This window comes from Bacteroides sp. AM44-19 (genome assembly GCF_003603395.1).
Lineage (GTDB): Bacteria > Bacteroidota > Bacteroidia > Bacteroidales > Bacteroidaceae > Bacteroides > Bacteroides uniformis.
In genome coordinates, this window is the sequence record NZ_QTNB01000012.1 from 88,038 (window position 1) to 104,888 (window position 16,851).

Annotated in this window: 14 protein-coding genes; 11 read left to right on the top strand and 3 right to left on the bottom strand. The window is 49.4% G+C overall.

The features are described from left to right. Positions 1-84 precede the first annotated feature (84 nt). Positions 85-1,032, top strand: coding sequence for a cysteine synthase A (gene cysK / locus DW947_RS15890; RefSeq protein ID WP_022400956.1), 948 nt, complete (start codon positions 85-87; stop codon positions 1,030-1,032). A 63-nt stretch (positions 1,033-1,095) separates the two neighbouring features. On the opposite strand, the gene DW947_RS15895 is transcribed toward cysK, so the two are convergent. Beyond that, positions 1,096-1,572 (bottom strand): pyridoxamine 5'-phosphate oxidase family protein, encoded by a 477-nt coding sequence (locus tag DW947_RS15895; RefSeq protein WP_035457531.1) that lies wholly within the window; start codon positions 1,570-1,572, stop codon positions 1,096-1,098. Positions 1,573-1,731: 159 nt separating this feature from the next. After that, positions 1,732-3,876 carry a ribonuclease R gene (gene rnr, locus DW947_RS15900; RefSeq protein WP_005830959.1) on the bottom strand — a complete coding sequence of 715 codons (2,145 nt, stop codon included), beginning with the start codon at positions 3,874-3,876 and terminating at the stop codon, positions 1,732-1,734. 226 nt (positions 3,877-4,102) lie between these two features. Here rnr and DW947_RS15905 point away from each other — a divergent pair, with 226 nt between their 5' ends. The 8 genes from DW947_RS15905 (at position 4,103) to DW947_RS15940 (ending at position 13,184) form a co-directional block, all read left to right on the top strand. Next, complete coding sequence (locus tag DW947_RS15905) at positions 4,103-5,041, top strand: cation diffusion facilitator family transporter (protein ID WP_117962987.1); 939 nt, start codon at positions 4,103-4,105, stop codon at positions 5,039-5,041. A 61-nt stretch (positions 5,042-5,102) separates the two neighbouring features. Next, on the top strand, positions 5,103-6,110 hold the full coding sequence (locus tag DW947_RS15910) for an NAD-dependent epimerase/dehydratase family protein (protein WP_005830955.1): 1,008 nt from the start codon (positions 5,103-5,105) through the stop codon (positions 6,108-6,110). Beyond that, positions 6,101-7,066 carry a phosphatase PAP2 family protein gene (locus DW947_RS15915; protein ID WP_117962945.1) on the top strand — a complete coding sequence of 322 codons (966 nt, stop codon included), beginning with the start codon at positions 6,101-6,103 and terminating at the stop codon, positions 7,064-7,066. Before DW947_RS15910 ends, DW947_RS15915 begins: the two co-directional genes overlap by 10 nt. A gap of 19 nt (positions 7,067-7,085) precedes the next feature. After that, a complete protein-coding gene (locus tag DW947_RS15920) occupies positions 7,086-9,305 on the top strand; it encodes a tetratricopeptide repeat-containing sensor histidine kinase (protein WP_117962947.1) in 2,220 nt (739 codons plus the stop codon). Between the two features lie 98 nt (positions 9,306-9,403). Further along, positions 9,404-10,060, top strand: coding sequence for a response regulator (locus DW947_RS15925; protein ID WP_117962949.1), 657 nt, complete (start codon positions 9,404-9,406; stop codon positions 10,058-10,060). 98 nt (positions 10,061-10,158) lie between these two features. Next, entirely contained in the window at positions 10,159-10,671 is a 513-nt protein-coding gene (locus DW947_RS15930) for a hypothetical protein (protein ID WP_133303610.1), read from the top strand. A 26-nt stretch (positions 10,672-10,697) separates the two neighbouring features. Continuing rightward, entirely contained in the window at positions 10,698-11,384 is a 687-nt protein-coding gene (locus DW947_RS15935) for a hypothetical protein (RefSeq protein WP_117962953.1), read from the top strand. A gap of 18 nt (positions 11,385-11,402) precedes the next feature. After that, complete coding sequence (locus DW947_RS15940; protein ID WP_133303611.1) at positions 11,403-13,184, top strand: hypothetical protein; 1,782 nt, start codon at positions 11,403-11,405, stop codon at positions 13,182-13,184. Between the two features lie 876 nt (positions 13,185-14,060). On the opposite strand, the gene dusB is transcribed toward DW947_RS15940, so the two are convergent. After that, entirely contained in the window at positions 14,061-15,041 is a 981-nt protein-coding gene (gene dusB, locus DW947_RS15950; RefSeq protein ID WP_117962957.1) for a tRNA dihydrouridine synthase DusB, read from the bottom strand. A gap of 69 nt (positions 15,042-15,110) precedes the next feature. On the opposite strand from dusB, the gene DW947_RS15955 reads away from it, so the two are divergent. Together DW947_RS15955 and DW947_RS15960 are read left to right on the top strand one after the other, a co-directional pair. After that, a complete protein-coding gene (locus DW947_RS15955; protein ID WP_119958555.1) occupies positions 15,111-16,403 on the top strand; it encodes a peptidase U32 family protein in 1,293 nt (430 codons plus the stop codon). Positions 16,404-16,434: 31 nt separating this feature from the next. Further along, positions 16,435-16,851 (top strand): acyl-CoA thioesterase, encoded by a 417-nt coding sequence (locus DW947_RS15960; protein ID WP_044468320.1) that lies wholly within the window; start codon positions 16,435-16,437, stop codon positions 16,849-16,851.

Below are 16,851 nucleotides of genomic sequence, written 5' to 3' on the forward strand. Positions count from 1 at the left end.
TTGTAAGAAATAACATACCTCGTTCCACTCCGGATTGTTAGTCTTTTCCCTTAGGGGAATGAGGAATTTAAAAACAGTTGGATTATGAAGAAGATAGCAGAACGCCTTACCGACCTGGTAGGCAACACTCCCTTGCTGGAGTTGAATAATTATAACAAGAATAAGCGTCTGAAAGCCCGTGTTATCGCCAAATTGGAATATTTTAACCCCGCCGGCAGTGTGAAGGACCGCGTGGCGCTTGCCATGATAGAAGATGCCGAGGCAAAAGGGCTGTTGAAGCCCGGTGCCACCATCATCGAACCTACCAGTGGGAATACGGGCGTAGGGCTGGCTTTTGTGGCCGCTGCCAAAGGTTACAAGCTGATACTGACGATGCCCGACACAATGAGCTTGGAACGCCGCAACCTTTTGAAAGCCCTCGGTGCGGAATTGGTACTGACTCCGGGTGCCGACGGTATGAAAGGCGCCATAGCCCGTGCCGAAGAACTGAAAGCCGCCAACCCCGGCTCGCTGATTCTACAGCAATTTGACAACCCTGCCAATCCGGCAATGCACGAGCGTACTACCGGACAAGAAATCTGGCGTGATACAGACGGCCGGGTGGATATTTTCGTGGCCGGTGTAGGTACGGGAGGCACAGTGAGTGGTGTGGGTGCAGCCTTGAAAGCCAATAACCCAAAGGTAAGGATTGTGGCTGTGGAGCCCGAAGATTCTCCCGTACTTTCCGGTGGGAAGCCCGGTCCCCATAAAATACAAGGTATCGGTGCCGGATTTGTGCCGAAGAACTATAACAGTGCCGTGATAGACGAAGTGCTGCTGGTATCCAATGATGACGCCATCCGTACGGGTCGCGAACTGGCGAAGTATGAGGGACTGCTGGTCGGCATCTCTTCGGGAGCTGCCGTTGCTGCAGCTACCCGCTTGGCACGGTTGCCCGAGAATGAAGGAAAGACGATTGTAGCGCTGCTGCCCGATACGGGAGAACGGTATCTTTCGACGCTGTTGTATGCATTTGAGGAATATCCGTTGTAAAAGTAAATATTTCTACCGGTTATCCGCTCCATCAATGTGGAGCAGGTGACCGGCAGATGGTATTTATAGTTCGCTTGGTCTTAACCCGAATGACCGGCAGCTTATTTTCTCTACTTTTACTTCCCATATCTTGACATTGCGTACGGCGGGTTCAGCATATTTGCATTCATTTTCCGTATATTGCTTCATCAGCATGTCGAGTACGCGTCGCTTCTCTTCCATGTCTTCCACGAAGTGTACTTTCCCACGACAGATAACACTGCGCGACTTCATGCTGTAGCTGCATGCCACTTGCCGGTGCATATAAACCAGCTCGTGTCCTTCGCAGAAGGTGATGCAAACTTGCGGGTGCTTTGTTACCATCTCCACTTTACTGCCTTCCGGGCCGGAATGCAAGTATATTACCCCGTCTTGATAGGCAAAGTTCATGGGAACCGTATATGGGTTTCCTTCAAGGTCTGTGATGCCCACTATGCAGTATGGGCATTTACGGATAATTTCCTCAATCTGTGTAGGGTCTGTAATAGTAATTGTCTTCATGTGCAAAGCCTCACCCCCGGCCCCTCTCCGAAAGAGAGGGGAGTGGGGATATTTAAATATTGTAGGGTTATTCTTTATTTCACTTCACTCAAGTTTCGCAAGTTTTCAATTCATTGCTCTCCTCTCCCCTCTCTATCGGAGAGGGGAGAGGGGGTGAGGTTACACCAGTGCAAAGTCCAACTGCTTCTTTTCCAAGTTAGCGCGTGCCACCTTAATGGTAATGGCATCTCCCAGACTATAAATTTTATTTTTGCGGCGTCCGCGCAGGCAGTAGTTCTTTTCGTCGAATTCGTAATAGTCATCGTCGAGGTCGCGGATAGGAATCATGCCTTCGCACTTGTTCTCATTCAGCTCCACGTAGAGTCCCCATTCCGTTACGCCGGAGATGACGCCGTCGAAGGTCTGTCCCAGGCGTTCGGTCATGAATTCTACTTGCTTGTACTTGATGGAGGCGCGTTCCGCGTTGGAGGCTATCTGCTCCATGCTGCTGCTGTGTTCGCAGAGGGCTTCGTATTTCTGTTCGGACACGGTGCGGCCTCCCTGGTCCAAGTACTTGGTGAGCAGACGGTGTACCATCATATCCGGATAGCGGCGGATGGGCGAGGTGAAATGGGTATAGTAATCGAAAGCCAAACCATAGTGCCCCACGTTATGCACGGAGTAGCGTGCCTTCTGCATGGCGCGGATGGAGACGGTTTCAATCAAGTTCTCCTCCTTCTTGCCCTGGATGTCGTCCAGCAGGTGGTTGATGGACTTGGAGATGTCGGTCTTTGTACCGCTGGTACGCAGCTTGTAGCCGAAACGGGCGATGAACTGTGCCAGGTTGTCCAGCTTCTCCGGGTCGGGGAGGTCGTGAATACGGTATGGCAACACTTTGGCTTTCTTGCCTTTGGGCACGCGGCCTATCTTTTCGGCTACGGTGCGGTTGGCAAGCAGCATGAACTCCTCTATCAGCTTGTTGGCATCTTTCGACTCCTTGAAGTAGACGCTGACGGGTTTGCCCTTCTCGTCAATTTCGAACTTCACTTCGTAGCGGTCGAAGTTGATGGCTCCTGCCTTAAAGCGGTTCTCACGCAGTATTTTGGCAAGCTTATCCAGTTGGAGCACCTCTTCCTGGAAGTCTCCTTTGCCGGTTTCTATAATCTCCTGGGCTTCTTCGTAGGTGAAGCGGCGGTCGCTCTTGATGACGGTATGTACCACGCGTGAGTTCTTCACTTCGCCTTTTTCCGTCATTTCAAAGATGACGGAGTAGGCAAGCTTCTCTTCGTCGGGGCGGAGTGAACAGATGAAATTACACAACCGTTCGGGGAGCATTGGGATGGTGCGGTCTACGAGGTAGACGGATGTGGCACGCTTCTCGGCTTCCTTGTCTATGATGCCGCCCTCTTTCACGTAGTGGGTCACGTCGGCAATGTGTACGCCTACTTCCCAAAGTCCCCCTTTCAGTTTGCGGATGGAGAGGGCGTCGTCGAAGTCCTTGGCATCCTTGGGGTCGATGGTGAAGGTGGTCACACCCCGGAAGTCCTCACGTCGGGCTATTTCCTCGGCGGAGATTTCGGCGGGTATCTTGTCGGCAGCTTTCTCTACGGCAGCGGGGTAGACATAGGGCAGGCCGAATTCCGCCAGGATGGCGTGCATCTCGGTGGTATTGTCTCCTGCGCGCCCCAGGATGTCGATTACCTGGCCGATGGGGTTCTTGGCTTTGTCGGGCCATTCCACCACCTTTACGATGGCTTTGTCGCCCGTCTTGCCGCCTTTCAACTTTTCTTTGGGGATGAAGATGTCGTTGGCAAGCGTACGGTTTTCCGTTACAAGGAAAGCGTATGACTTGGCAACTTCCAGGGTACCCACGAAGGTGTCGTTGGCACGTTCCAGTATCTCGATGACTTCTCCTTCGGCTTCGCGTCCGCGACGTTTGGCATAGAAGGCGATACGTACTTTGTCATTGTTCATGGCATGGGCCGAGTTGCGTTCGGCCACGAATATCGGTTCGCCTCCACCTTCCGGTATAAAGGAATTCTTGCCGTTGCTCTTGCGCTGGAAGGTTCCGGTCATTTCCACGCCGTGGTTGTTCAGCTTGTATTTGTGCTTGTCCACTTCTGTGATGTAGTCGTCCATCGACAGTTCGGACAAGATGTCCATGCACAGCATCTTCAGCGGATGTGTGGTGAGGTGGAGTTGTTCAAAGATGTATTTCAGGGATAATACTTCGTCTTGCTTTGTGTGGAAGAATTCCAGCAGTACTTTGACGAGCTCTTTCTTCTTCATGCGTTTGCCGGCTTTCTTTTCTTTCTTTTTGGCCATAATGTTATGATGTATTTTATGTATAAATAGAGATTCTGTGTCAATCTGTGTAATCTGTGGTGATTACCTCTTGCAAAGTAAACAAATAAATACGTTCCTTCGTTCACTCAGACTTCAAAATATTATCATTCTATTGAAAATAATGAAGGAACGACAGATTGTAATGGATTTATGTACTATATTTGCACACAAAGTGAAGATAGGCTGTACCTTAGACGAAAAGCAGATGGAAATGCAAACTCTGAACAAAAAAGCAGATGCCACACGGGAAAAAGACATTTACCGGGTGACGGTTGTGGGAAGTGTGGTAAACTTTCTCTTGCTTGTCTTCAAATTCTTTGCAGGTATTGTAGGTCACAGTGCCGCCATGCTGGCGGATGCGGTACATTCTTTGTCGGATTTCATTACAGATATTATTGTCATTGTTTTTGTGCGCATTTCGGCAAAGCCCGAAGATGAAGGACACGATTACGGTCATGGCAAGTACGAGACGCTGGCAACTGCCATTATCGGTATTTTTCTGTTGTTTGTGGGATTCGGCATTTTCTGGAACGGGGCTTCCTCCATTTACCGCTTCCTGCAAGGCGGCTCTCTGCAGGAACCCGGTATACTGGCACTGGTGGCTGCATTGGTATCCATCGTTTTCAAGGAAGTGCTTTATCAATATACCGTATTCAAGGGCAGGAAGTTGAATTCGCAGGCGGTTGTTGCCAATGCCTGGCATCACCGGAGTGACGCGTTTTCGTCCATAGGCACGGCAGCGGGTATAGGTGGCGCTATTCTTTTGGGTAACCATTGGCGGGTGCTGGACCCGGTGGCAGCGGTTATTGTCAGCTTCTTCATTATGAAGGTGGCTGTGCAGTTGTTGATACCGTGTGTGGACGAACTGTTGGAGAAATCATTGCCTGCCGAGGTGGAGGATGAGATACTGAAGACGATTCTTTCTTTTCCCGGTATCAGCTCGCCGCATCACCTTCGTACGCGCCGCATCGGCAGTTATTGTGCCATCGAGGTGCATGTGCGTATGGATGGTAGCATCTCGCTGGAGGAAGCTCACGAGACGGCAACGGCGGTGGAGAACAAGTTGAAAAGGCAGTTCGGCAAAGGAACACTGGTCAGCATCCATGTGGAGCCGGTGAAGAAGAGTAACGAGGCGACAGAGTAACACAAGGAGCGTCAAGGTGACGGACCGGATGAAAAGTAATTAGTAATTTGTAACAGAAGAAGTGGAATCGATTTTAATTACAGGAGCAAGCGGATTTATCGGAAGTTTCATCGTGGAGGAGGCGTTGAAGCGCAAGTTCGGTGTGTGGGCGGGTGTACGTTCGTCCAGCAGCCGCGAGTATCTGCGTGACCGCAAGATACATTTCCTCGAACTGGACTTTGCGCACCCCAATGAACTGAGGGCACAACTCTCGGGACATAAAGGGACCTACAATAAGTTTGATTATATTGTCCATTGTGCCGGTGTGACGAAGTGTGTGGACAAGAACGAATTCGATTTGGTGAATTATCTGCAGACCAAATACTTCATCGATACGCTGAGGGAGCTGAACATGATTCCCAAGCAGTTTATCTTCATCAGTACGCTGAGTGTGTTCGGCCCGGTACGCGAGAGGACCTACGACCCGATTATGGAGAGTGACCCCCCTTCACCCAATACCGCCTACGGACTCAGTAAACTGAAAACAGAACTTTATTTGCAGAGTATTCCGGGTTTCCCCTACGTCATCTACCGGCCGACGGGTGTATACGGGCCGCGTGAGAAGGATTATTATCTTATGGCAAAGTCCATTCGGCAGCATACGGACTTTTCTGTAGGCTTCTGCCGCCAGGACTTGACGTTTGTATATGTAAAGGATATCGTGCAGGCCGTCTTCCTCGGGATAGAGAAGCAGGTGTCCCGCCGCGCCTATTTCCTGGCTGACGGGAAGGTGTATAGCAGCCGTGCTTTTTCCGATTTGATAAGGAAAGAATTGGGCAATCCGTTTGTTATTCGCTTGAGATGTCCGTTAATTGTATTGAAAGTCGTATCTTTGCTCGCTGAATTTTGGGCGAAGCGGCAGAACAAGACCAGTACGCTCAATTCGGACAAGTATAGAATAATGAAACAACGCAACTGGCAGTGTGACATCACACCGGCCGTCGAGGAACTGGGCTTCAGTCCTGAGTACGACCTGGAACGGGGTGTAAAGGAAACCATTGCCTGGTATAAGGATAAGGGATGGCTTTAGATTTATTTAAAAGGGTAGAAACCCGTAAGGGGCTTTTTGCGGTAGAGAAGATTACGCTGATATACAATTTGCTGACTTCCATTCTCATTCTGTTTCTTTTTCAGGAAATGGATCATCCGGTGCAGATGCTTGCAGACCGTGTTGTCATTGCGGGTATGACGTTCCTGCTGATGTATCTTTACCGGCTGGCACCCTGCAAGTTCTCTGCCTTTGTGCGCATAGCCATCCAGATGTCACTGCTTTCCTATTGGTATCCCGACACCTTTGAGTTCAACCGGATATTCCCCAATCTCGACCACATGTTCGCGTCGGTGGAGCAGTGGATGTTTGGCGGACAGCCTGCTGTGTGGTTCTGTGAAAGGTTTCCGCAGATGTGGGTGAGCGAGCCGTTTAATATGGGGTACTTCTTCTATTATCCGATGATTCTGCTGGTGGTGGTGTGGTATTTCCTTTATCGTTTCGACCTTTTCGAGAAGGTTTCGTTCGTCATCGTCACCGCTTTCTTCATCTATTACCTTATTTATATCTTCGTCCCCGTTGCCGGGCCGCAGTTCTACTTTCCCGCCATTGGAAGCGACCATGTGGCGCAAGGTATCTTCCCGTCCATCGGTGACTATTTCCATCACCATCAGGAACTTCTTCCCGGTCCGGGCTATGAGCACGGCTTCTTCTACAACCTGGTGGAGAGTTCCCAGCAGGTGGGTGAGCGTCCCACGGCTGCTTTTCCCAGTTCGCACGTCGGAATGTCTACGGTACTGATGATTATGGCATGGCGTGGCAGCAAGCGCTTGTTTGCCTGCCTGTTTCCTTTCTATCTGCTGCTGTGCGGGGCTACGGTCTATATTCAGGCGCATTACCTGATAGACTCTATCGTGGGTTTCGTTTCGGCTTTCGGCATTTATATCGCAGCCACGTGGATGTTCAAGCGGTGGTTTGCACAGCCGATGTTCAAATGAAGATGAAAATCTGATATTTATGAAATACATACTCAGACTGGTTGCCGGTCTTTCTTTCTTGTTGTTTGCCACAGTTGCTTCTTCAACCGGAAATGGTTCGTTGGAGGAACTGCTGGCAGTTGCCCGAAAAGCGGATAAGTCTTCCGCTTGCCTGGATGTCTGTTCCTATCTGGTAGAGAATGGGGAGGTCTCGGAATCTTTTTCAGAATATCTGGAGAAAGGTTACCGGATGGCTCTTCGTGAAAAAAATGCGGAATCCATTGCCCGTTATTATGATTGTAAGGCAGAGTATGACATGCTTCAGGGAAATCTCAGCCACTATATGGAGTACAAAGCCAAAGCTTACTCAATCTATGGGAAACTGGGTAAGAATGCTGCTCAGGCAAACTGTTGCATCTATATTGGGAATTATTATAATGCCATAGGCGAATATGATTCGGCAAGAATCTACTTATACCTGATGCAGCCGTATGCAAAGCAACACGTGGCAGAATCGTCCTACCACATCATGTTGTCTTGTCTGGCAGATACTTATTACAGAATGGGAGAAAAAGACTCTGCCATTCATTATGAAAAGATGTCTGTCGAGGCTTCCACGGAATTGCGTGATTCTTTTTATCTGTCCGGCAGTTACCGTGCGCTTGGCATGTATTACCGTACATTGGGCAATATGGACTCCTCCTTGGCGTACTATGGAAAAGCGCTGGATTTGTCTTTGTTGCAAGAAAAGAGAACCTCGAGTGAGATGGAGGAACTGACCGCATTGTACATCAATCTTGCCGTGCTGTGTATAGATATGAAGCGGAGAGTGGAGGTGCGCAATTATCTGGCAAAGGCCATAGAAACGGTTCGTGACGTAAATAATGAAATATTTTTGGCACAGGTATATTCCAATATCGGCTGTATTTACCAGAGGGAAGGAGAAGATGAAGCGGCGGATTTGTATTTGAAGTGTGCGTTGGTGCTGGCTGAGAAGCTGGGTGTGAATGACAATTACCTGAGGACGTTGTCCTATTATATCATGCTTCAGAAAGATAGGGAATATGCCGTTGATTCCGTCCGGCGGTATATCCGGAAGGCAGAAGAACGTGTTCCGCTTGTACGGGCTGTGATGCCGAAGGTCAGCTACTTTCAGGCGCTGATGAAGTGGCTGATGAAAGAGAAGGATTATGCCGGGGCATTGAGGGTTGCCGATAGGATTCTCCGGCAGGAAGGCGTGCAATCCTCCAACTTTGTTTTGCAGGAACTTTATGCAAACTCACGGGTATGCCATTATCGGTTGGGAAATTATAAGGTTGCTTACGAGGACTTTGACAGGCAGGTAGCTCTGCGGGATTCCATGAACGACTCGCAAAAATCCAAGGAGTTGCAGGAACTTGCCGTGAAGTACCAGGCCAAAGAAAAAGAACTTGAAATTGTAGAACTGAACGCCCGGAAAGCAAGAGATGAACAAAAGGCAAAATTGCGCATATTGATTCTGGTGAGCTGCTTGGTGGTCTCATCGTTGATATTTCTTTATGCCGTCCAACGGCAGAAAACAAGGGCGGAGCGTCTGAAGCGAGCTGTCGAAGAAAAAGAACGCGAATTTGCCGTGTTGAAGAAGGAATCCGAACTGCGTCTTGTCCGGAAATATATCGACGGGCTTGAAACTGAACGCAGCCGTCTTGCCAAAGAGCTGCATGACGGAGTAAGCAACAATTTGCTTGTTCTGGAAACTCGTCTGAAGAAATTGCTGGCAGAGAAGGATGTTTCTGTCTTTTCTTTTCTTTCGGAGACTCGTGAGGACGTAAGGAATATCTCTCATGAGCTGATGCCGCCTGTTTTCCGGTATGCCACGATTGACGAGATGCTGTGGGATTACGTAAGCCATTTGGTGGATTCTTCTCAGGTACAGTTGAAATACTATTCGGATCCTTCGGAAGTGGATTGGAGCATTGTGCCGGAGAATATCGGATATGAAGTTTACCGGATTGTTCAGGAGGCTCTGAACAATAGTCTGAAACATGCTTCCGCCACATCTGTCACTGTCAGCATGGAATTGGATGGAGTTATCCTGACCATCTGTATCATGGATAACGGTATAGGCTTCAATCCTTCTTCCAAGCACAGTGGCATTGGCATACAGACGATGAGGGAACGTGCTTCTGTTGTTGGTGGAGAGCTGAATATAGAGAGCAATGAAGCAGGTACGAAGGTAAAACTGGTTGTTGGCATATTGAATGCAAGCATAAGAAAATAATTTTTCTCACGGAATTCCGTGAGGAGCGGTAAGCTATATACGGTTATATTTGCCAAAAGAATAGAAAGACAAACTTAGGTGTATTGTAATATAAAGTTATGGTGGATAAGAAAACGGAGATAGCAATAGTTGACGACCATGGTCTGGTATTGGAAGGGCTTAAAAGTATATTGAACGATATGCCTCAGATAGGGAGCGTACAGGCGGTTTTTACTGGTGAGGAACTCGTCAGATTGCTGAAAACAAGAACTTTCGATATTTATATCCTCGACATTGAGTTGTCCGGGATGAATGGCTTTGACGTAATCAAGGAAATCCGTGCCAAAGATAAGAAAGCGCATATCATTATCAATACGATGCACGAGGAAATCTGGATTATCAATAAGCTGATTCAAAGTAATGTTGACTCCGTAATCCTGAAAACATCCGATACGGAGCAGATAAAGAATGCCATTCAGGCGGCATTGGATGGCAAGTCCTATTTCTGCCCCCGTTTTGAGCATATCCGTCATAAGCTCCGCCACCGTCCCGGTTCCAAACTTCTGAACCAGGATGTCCCCACACCGAGGGAGCGGGAAGTGCTGAAAGCCATTTCCGAAGGCCTGAGCACGGGAGAAATCTCCGGAAAACTGTGCATATCGGAAAACACTGTGGAAACTTATCGCAAAAACCTGATGCTGAAATTCGGAGCCAAGAACTCGACGGACTTGGTAGTAAAGGCTTTGGCAAGCGGTTATCTCACTATTTCCATCTGATTTTTGTTGGATTTGTCTGAAATCTCACGGAATTCCGTGAGAAGAACTTCTTTTCATCCGGCTATATTTGCCTTGTGTAACATTTAAATATAATAAATATGAAAAGAGTTGTTTGGTTAGTATTGGCAGCTTTTCTGGCTGTTGGGGCTGTCATGGCACAAGATGCGCCTAAAAAGAAAAAAGGCGGGTTGTGGAATAAAGTAAAGAAAGGTGTAGAGTCTGCCACGGGCATTGACGTTTCAAAGGAGACACTTTTTGTCTATCCTAAATTAGGGGAGTGGAAGATGGAACTTAAAAGCGCTGAAGGTGATCCGGCAACAGGAAATATGACTGTTATCTTTAAGGTGATGCCGCTTGCCGGACAAACTTCCGCTACAATCAGGATGAAAGGCGTTGTGGGTGGCGGCGGTGAAAACCTTGTTGGCGACAAGCAATGGGAACAGGGTTCCAATGGCTATGATGTTGCGGCAGGAACCTTTACGGATTGTCAGTTGCGCCGTATTACGGTATCTCCCGAAACCAAGTCCTTGAAAGCAGTGCTGTTCACAGTCAGCAATATGGAAGGATTCGAGGCACGTGACATTCCTATTACATGGGTTTCAAAAGAATGATGACTAACAATTAAAATGAGAATACTATGAAGAAAGTTTTGTATTCAGTGCTTTGTGGAGTATTGGCAGTGACATTGTTTGCAGCTTGCGGAGGCGGTTCGTCGTCATCGGCGGGCAGTGCAGGCAAGGCTGGAAGCCCGACAAGCGAAGTGGAAGGTATCATAGCAGATTATCAGGCGGAAGACATTGAGATACAGCAGAAATTGGAGAAACTTGCCAAAGCGGAGAAGCCCGACGTGGCAGAACTAACTAAGTTGGCGGAGAGAAAACAACAGTTGGACAAGGACAGCGAAGCAAAACTGGATGCTGCTGCCAAGAAACTGGTGGGCATGGAATTGCCTTATGAACTTTCCGAAGGATTGTTCTATTCCATCGCTTCCCCGCTCACGGTGACCGAGGCGTATGCCAACGGCAAGGAAGCCGTGGCAGCCGTTATCTCTTTCCGCATCAAGATAAACGAACCTTTGACGGTAGCCAAAGGCGAAAGCACAGGCTATCCCGTTTGCTATAAGTATGTGGATGCAGGAGGGAATGTAGTGGGAGCAAGCCTGAAATATCCTTTCGGAATGTCTCCCAATCGTGAGGCTGTAGAGCTGAAGGCAGAACAGGTGTTGGACGAGGAGCTGAAGCTCTCTTACGATATGCCTAAGTATGGCGGTGCTTGCAAAGTGGTCTTTATCTCAAAAGAAGAATATGACACATTGAAGAAATAACCGTTATAATAAATAAGGATGAGTATAAGGCGACTTTTAACGATGCTCGCCGTTGTACTGATTGGAGGAGGATTCTCGTGTAGGGCGCAAGTTTTGGAAAATGATTTGTTCTACTTCGAGAATCCTCAGTCTTTATATACAACGGTGGGCGGACTGCTGTCTTCTTCGCAGGAGAAGTACAGCATGGTAGTGGGAAAGAAGGACAATTCCATTCCGATGGTGGACTACATCAAGCGGTACACTCCTTTCGGAGCCGAGAATGTGGAAGTGAGAGAAGGAGATTTGCCGAGCCTTGACTATTACTTCGGCAACCGTTCCAAAGTCTATGTTGTGGCATGGAGGGGCAAGGAACGCCGTATGGACTTGGTGGATGAGATTTATAAATCCCATCGCGCCACTTTGCGCTCACGTACAAACATGCAGATAAACGGTAAAGTGGTGATGCAGGCGGGTGATGTGGAAATAGAAGAGAAAGTGACTTTTATGGGCGATACGGAAGCATTGCACCGTGCGCTCATCATGAAGTTGAGCCAGAGCTTATTGAGTGCGATGGTTCCTCCGATGGATTTTTACTACGACCTTTACCAATATTACGACCCCAAGGCAGATGCCACGGTGCTTGCCCTCTTCTACCGAGTGGAAATCAACCCGGATATGAGGCAGAAATTCCCGGAAGAGTTCAGCGACACGATGCGTCCCGACTTTGAGAAGCATTTCAAGCTGAAACACGGTGCATTGTCCGTGGGCGTTCCGAAGCCGCTTGTACCTCCCGAATTGATAATCGCGATTCCCCAACCGGAACCCGAACCTGAACTGCCTGGGGAACCTGCAACGACTGTAACTCCACAAAAGCAGGAACCTGCTCAGGTCGTTACTTCCGGCTCTTGCGTCTTGAAGCGTTCTTCGCAGACCGCTGTCAGCATCCCTGCATCGGGACGTGAAGTGTTGCAGTTTGCCGAAGCCCCTTGTACGATGTATATTCTGTATAAGCGCGGTCCGCTGCTGGCAATCGACAAAGAGAGCGGCAGCAAGCGCGAAGTGACCACTGCATACGATGCTATGGACATAGCAAGTGTGGCGGTAGATCGTAAAAGAAGGCTGCTGCTCTATACCGGGCGCGGTTTAATCTGCTGGAACGGGAAGAGCATAGCCACTTCACCCGTAATCTTTAAATATGACGGTTCTGCCGGCCGTAACTCAACAGTCACGGTAACATCTGCGGGAGATTTGCTTGTGTATGGAGGTACTTCCTCGCCTACGGTGCTCTTGTCGGCCGACGGCAAGCTGCTTGCATCTTCCGATAAGCTGAAAGGTGACCGGGTGCTGATGATGCCCGACGGCAAGGTGTGGGCAAAGTCGGCGTTTAAAATCGTGTCGGGCAGTTTCTCCGGTGTGCCGGTGGAACATTCCTACGAAGACAAGTGGGGCAATCCTTTGTCCGGTGTAAGGGATATGTGTGCCGACGGCAATGACTTGTTGGTGTGTGGAAGCAATCTGCTTACCTGCCGGAACGGTCAATGGATTCCGCTTTATGAGCCTAAGGGGACTTCTTTCTCCCGGATGGCTGTAGATAGGGAGGGAGTTATTTGGCTGGTTTCGGGTGAGGGAGTGGTGTGCATGGGCAAAGACGGGAAAACTCCTCCGGGAACTCTTGCTTCGCTCAATACTCCGGAGGGGAAGAAGGATTTGGGCTACACCATAGGGCTATATGCCGATGCCAACGGCAATCTTTGGATTGTGACACCCGGCGATGTGATTGTTTATAATCGGGCAGGATTGGTGGGGCTTCTTGCGAAATGAATTTTCAAAAAACGCAATATCTGCCAGCACGCAGCACTACCGCATGCAACTTGCTGATATAATGGATGTAATGCAGTGCTGGCAACTGTGCTGGCAAGTGCTGGCAAATCATTTGCCAGCACTGTGTTTGTTCTAAATGAAGTGCTTTAGATGTTGTTCTCCAGTGTGTTATCGTCTGAAATGCCATTGTCTGTCGTCTGAAACACATGGGCGGAATTAGTGAAAGATAGAGCCTGAAACCGCTTATGCCTTGTCATTTTTCCCCTTATCCCTTATTCTAAACTGCGTCACACGTCCGCGGGCTGTACAGCCCACGTGCGTGTGACGGCGGGTTCACATACGTGTGCCCGACAGCCCACGGACGCGTGGCGCAGTTTAGAATAAAGCTTTCCGTCCTTTAGCACGGTGCATCTCCGCATTATCCATTAAGGAGGCAGGGAAAAAGTACTGCTGTTTCAGGCGAGGAGTCTATAGCTCCGATGAGAAAGAAGGAGGGGAATTGAGTTACTCCGGTAAACAATTGAGTTACTCCGATAAATCACGGTAGATACACTTGCTGGTAAATGGGAATTTATTTCACCACAGAGGACACAGAGTCTCACAGAGTTTTTTTAATGAATTCGAATCCGCAGTATCTGTCATTCAGAGCGTAGCGAAGAATCTACTCTCTTGTTAGGATAGCGCAGCTGTATGCAAGGAGAGTAGATTCTTCGCTACGCTCTGAATGACAGATAGTTTTAGCTTATAAAAGGAGAAAACTCTGTGAGACTCTGTGTCCTCTGTGGTGAAAACTAAATTATCATTTACTTGCGGAACTGTCTGAGGAAGAGTGGGATTTCTACTTCGGGTTGAATCATGGCCTTTCGTGAAAGTGTTTTAAGGAAGTAATGGACTGATAGTGTCGAAGATGCTGTACAATTCTTCTTTCGTTTCTGCCCGCAGCATGGCGATACGCGTATCCCTGAAATTGGGGATGCCCTTGAACAGCGGACTTGCCGCCAGATGTCGGCGTACGTGCAGAATGCCGCGGCGTTCGTCCAGCAGGTTCACGCTGTCCTCCACTTCCTGGCACAGCACGTTCAGCCGCCACTCCGAACTGAGCGGGGGCAGCTCTTCGCCGGTTTCCAGGTAGTGCTTCACTTCCTTGAATATCCACGGGCGGCCGAAGCTGGCACGGCCTATCATGATGGCATCTACGCCGTAGAGGTCGAAACACTCTTTGGCGCGTTGGGGGGTGGTGATGTCGCCGTTGCCTATGATGGGGATGTGCATGCGCGGGTTCTTCTTCACTTCGCCGATGAGTGTCCAGTCCGCCTCACCGGTATACATCTGGGCGCGGGTACGGCCGTGGATGGTGAGGGCGGCAATGCCGCAGTCCTGCAACTGCTCGGCAAGGTCTACGATGATTTTACTGTTGGCATCCCAGCCCAGGCGGGTCTTCACGGTGACGGGAATCTTCACGGCATCTACCACGGCACGAGTGATTTCCAGCATCAGCGGAATGTTCTGTAGCATACCGGCACCGGCACCCTTGCCGGCAACGCGCTTCACGGGGCAGCCGAAGTTGATGTCCAGCGTGTCCGGATGTGCCTGCTCCACAATGCGGGTGGCTTCTACCATGGTGGCGGTGTCCCGTCCGTATATCTGTATGGCTACGGGCCGCTCTTCATCGCTGATGTTCAGTTTCTGCTGGGTCTTGCCTACGGAGCGTATCAAGGCATCGGCAGAAACGAACTCGGTATATACCATGTCTGCTCCGAAGTGCTTGCACATCAGGCGGAAAGCAGGGTCGGTGACGTCCTCCATCGGGGCGAGGAATACGGGGCGTGGGCCCAGGTCTATATCTTTAATCTTCATAATCTAAGCGGATTTGTCCGCAAAAGTACAGAAAAAAGCCTACCTTTGCATACTCTAATTCAAAAAGAAATGATGAAACACTCAATCAGTGACTTCGAAATCATGGCACCGGTAGGCTCGCGCGAATCTCTCGCAGCAGCCATACAAGCAGGTGCCGACTCCATCTATTTCGGTATCGAGAACCTGAACATGCGTGCCCGTTCGGCAAATACCTTCACTATCGACGATTTGCGGGAAATAGCCCGGACGTGCGACGAACATGGCATGAAGAGCTACCTCACCGTCAATACCATTATATACGACCATGACATTCCGCTGATGCGTACCATTGTAGATGCGGCAAAGGCGGCAGGCATCTCGGCAGTCATTGCCGCTGATGTGGCAGTGATGAGCTATGCCCGGCAGATAGGGCAGGAGGTACACCTCAGCACACAGCTCAACATCAGCAACGTGGAAGCCCTGCGCTTCTATGCACAGTTTGCCGATGTGGTGGTGCTGGCGCGTGAGCTGAATTTGGAGCAGGTGGCAGAAATCTACCGACATATCCGTGAGGAGAATATCTGCGGTCCCAGTGGAGAGCAGATACGTATAGAGATGTTCTGTCACGGTGCGCTTTGCATGGCAGTCAGCGGAAAGTGTTATCTCTCATTGCATGAAATGAACCACTCCGCCAACCGCGGTGCCTGCATGCAGGTATGCCGCCGTAGTTATACGGTGCGCAACAAGGAGACGAATGTGGAATTGGAGGTGGACAACCAATACATCATGTCCCCCAAAGACTTAAAAACTATCCACTTCATGAACAAGATGCTGGATGCAGGTGTTCGTGTTTTCAAAATAGAAGGACGTGCCCGCGGACCCGAGTACGTGCGCACGGTAGTGGAGTGTTACAAAGAAGCCATCCGTTCCTATCTGGACGATACATTCACCGATGAGAAGATTGCCCGGTGGGACGAACGTTTGAAGACGGTCTTCAATCGTGGTTTCTGGGACGGCTACTACCTGGGACAACGCTTGGGCGAATGGACCAAGAACTACGGTTCTGCCGCTACGGAACGTAAAATCTATGTGGGTAAGGGCATCCGCTACTTCTCAAACATCGGTGTGGCAGAGTTCCTGGTAGAAGCAGCCGAAGTGAGCGTAGGCGACAAGTTGCTGATTACGGGTCCCACAACGGGTGCCGAATTCGTCACTTTGGACGAGGCACGCGTCGATTTGAAACCCGTGCAGACTGTAAAGAAAGGCCAGCATTTCTCGATGAAATCGGTGAAAATACGTCCCAGTGACAAACTCTACAAGCTGGTCAGCGTAGAGGAACTGAAGAAGTTCAAAGGCTTGGATGTGGAGAAACAACGTGGCTAAGTATCAAATAGTAAATAGTCCAATAGTAAATATGAATTATATCTATGAACTTCCCATGAAGGTGCGCGACTATGAATGCGACCTGCAAGGCATCGTCAATAATGCCAATTATCAGCATTATCTGGAGCATACGCGCCATGAGTTTCTGTTGAGTGCCGGCGTCAGCTTTGCCGGACTGCACGAGCAGGGGGTAGACCCGGTAGTGGCACGTATCAATATGGCTTTCAAGACTCCCCTGAGGAGTGGTGACGAGTTTGTCTCCAAGCTTTATATGAAGAAGGAAGGCATCAAGTACGTCTTCTATCAAGACATCTTCCGTGCTTCCGACGGTAAGGTCTGCCTCAAGGGCGTGGTCGAGACCGTGTGTGTAGTCAATGGCCGGTTGAGCGACAGCGAACTGTTCGACCGCCTTTTTGCCCCTTATCTCAACCCGGGTAAGTCCGTGTAA

Coding starts and splice junctions, on each gene's coding strand:
- cysK (WP_022400956.1), top strand. CDS start 85: ATGAAGAAGATAGCAGAACGCCTTACCGACCTGGTAGGCAACACTCCC.
- DW947_RS15895 (WP_035457531.1), bottom strand. CDS start 1,572: ATGAAGACAATTACTATTACAGACCCTACACAGATTGAGGAAATTATC.
- rnr (WP_005830959.1), bottom strand. CDS start 3,876: ATGGCCAAAAAGAAAGAAAAGAAAGCCGGCAAACGCATGAAGAAGAAA.
- DW947_RS15905 (WP_117962987.1), top strand. CDS start 4,103: ATGGAAATGCAAACTCTGAACAAAAAAGCAGATGCCACACGGGAAAAA.
- DW947_RS15915 (WP_117962945.1), top strand. CDS start 6,101: ATGGCTTTAGATTTATTTAAAAGGGTAGAAACCCGTAAGGGGCTTTTT.
- DW947_RS15920 (WP_117962947.1), top strand. CDS start 7,086: ATGAAATACATACTCAGACTGGTTGCCGGTCTTTCTTTCTTGTTGTTT.
- DW947_RS15925 (WP_117962949.1), top strand. CDS start 9,404: ATGGTGGATAAGAAAACGGAGATAGCAATAGTTGACGACCATGGTCTG.
- DW947_RS15930 (WP_133303610.1), top strand. CDS start 10,159: ATGAAAAGAGTTGTTTGGTTAGTATTGGCAGCTTTTCTGGCTGTTGGG.
- DW947_RS15935 (WP_117962953.1), top strand. CDS start 10,698: ATGAAGAAAGTTTTGTATTCAGTGCTTTGTGGAGTATTGGCAGTGACA.
- DW947_RS15940 (WP_133303611.1), top strand. CDS start 11,403: ATGAGTATAAGGCGACTTTTAACGATGCTCGCCGTTGTACTGATTGGA.
- dusB (WP_117962957.1), bottom strand. CDS start 15,041: ATGAAGATTAAAGATATAGACCTGGGCCCACGCCCCGTATTCCTCGCC.
- DW947_RS15955 (WP_119958555.1), top strand. CDS start 15,111: ATGATGAAACACTCAATCAGTGACTTCGAAATCATGGCACCGGTAGGC.
- DW947_RS15960 (WP_044468320.1), top strand. CDS start 16,435: ATGAATTATATCTATGAACTTCCCATGAAGGTGCGCGACTATGAATGC.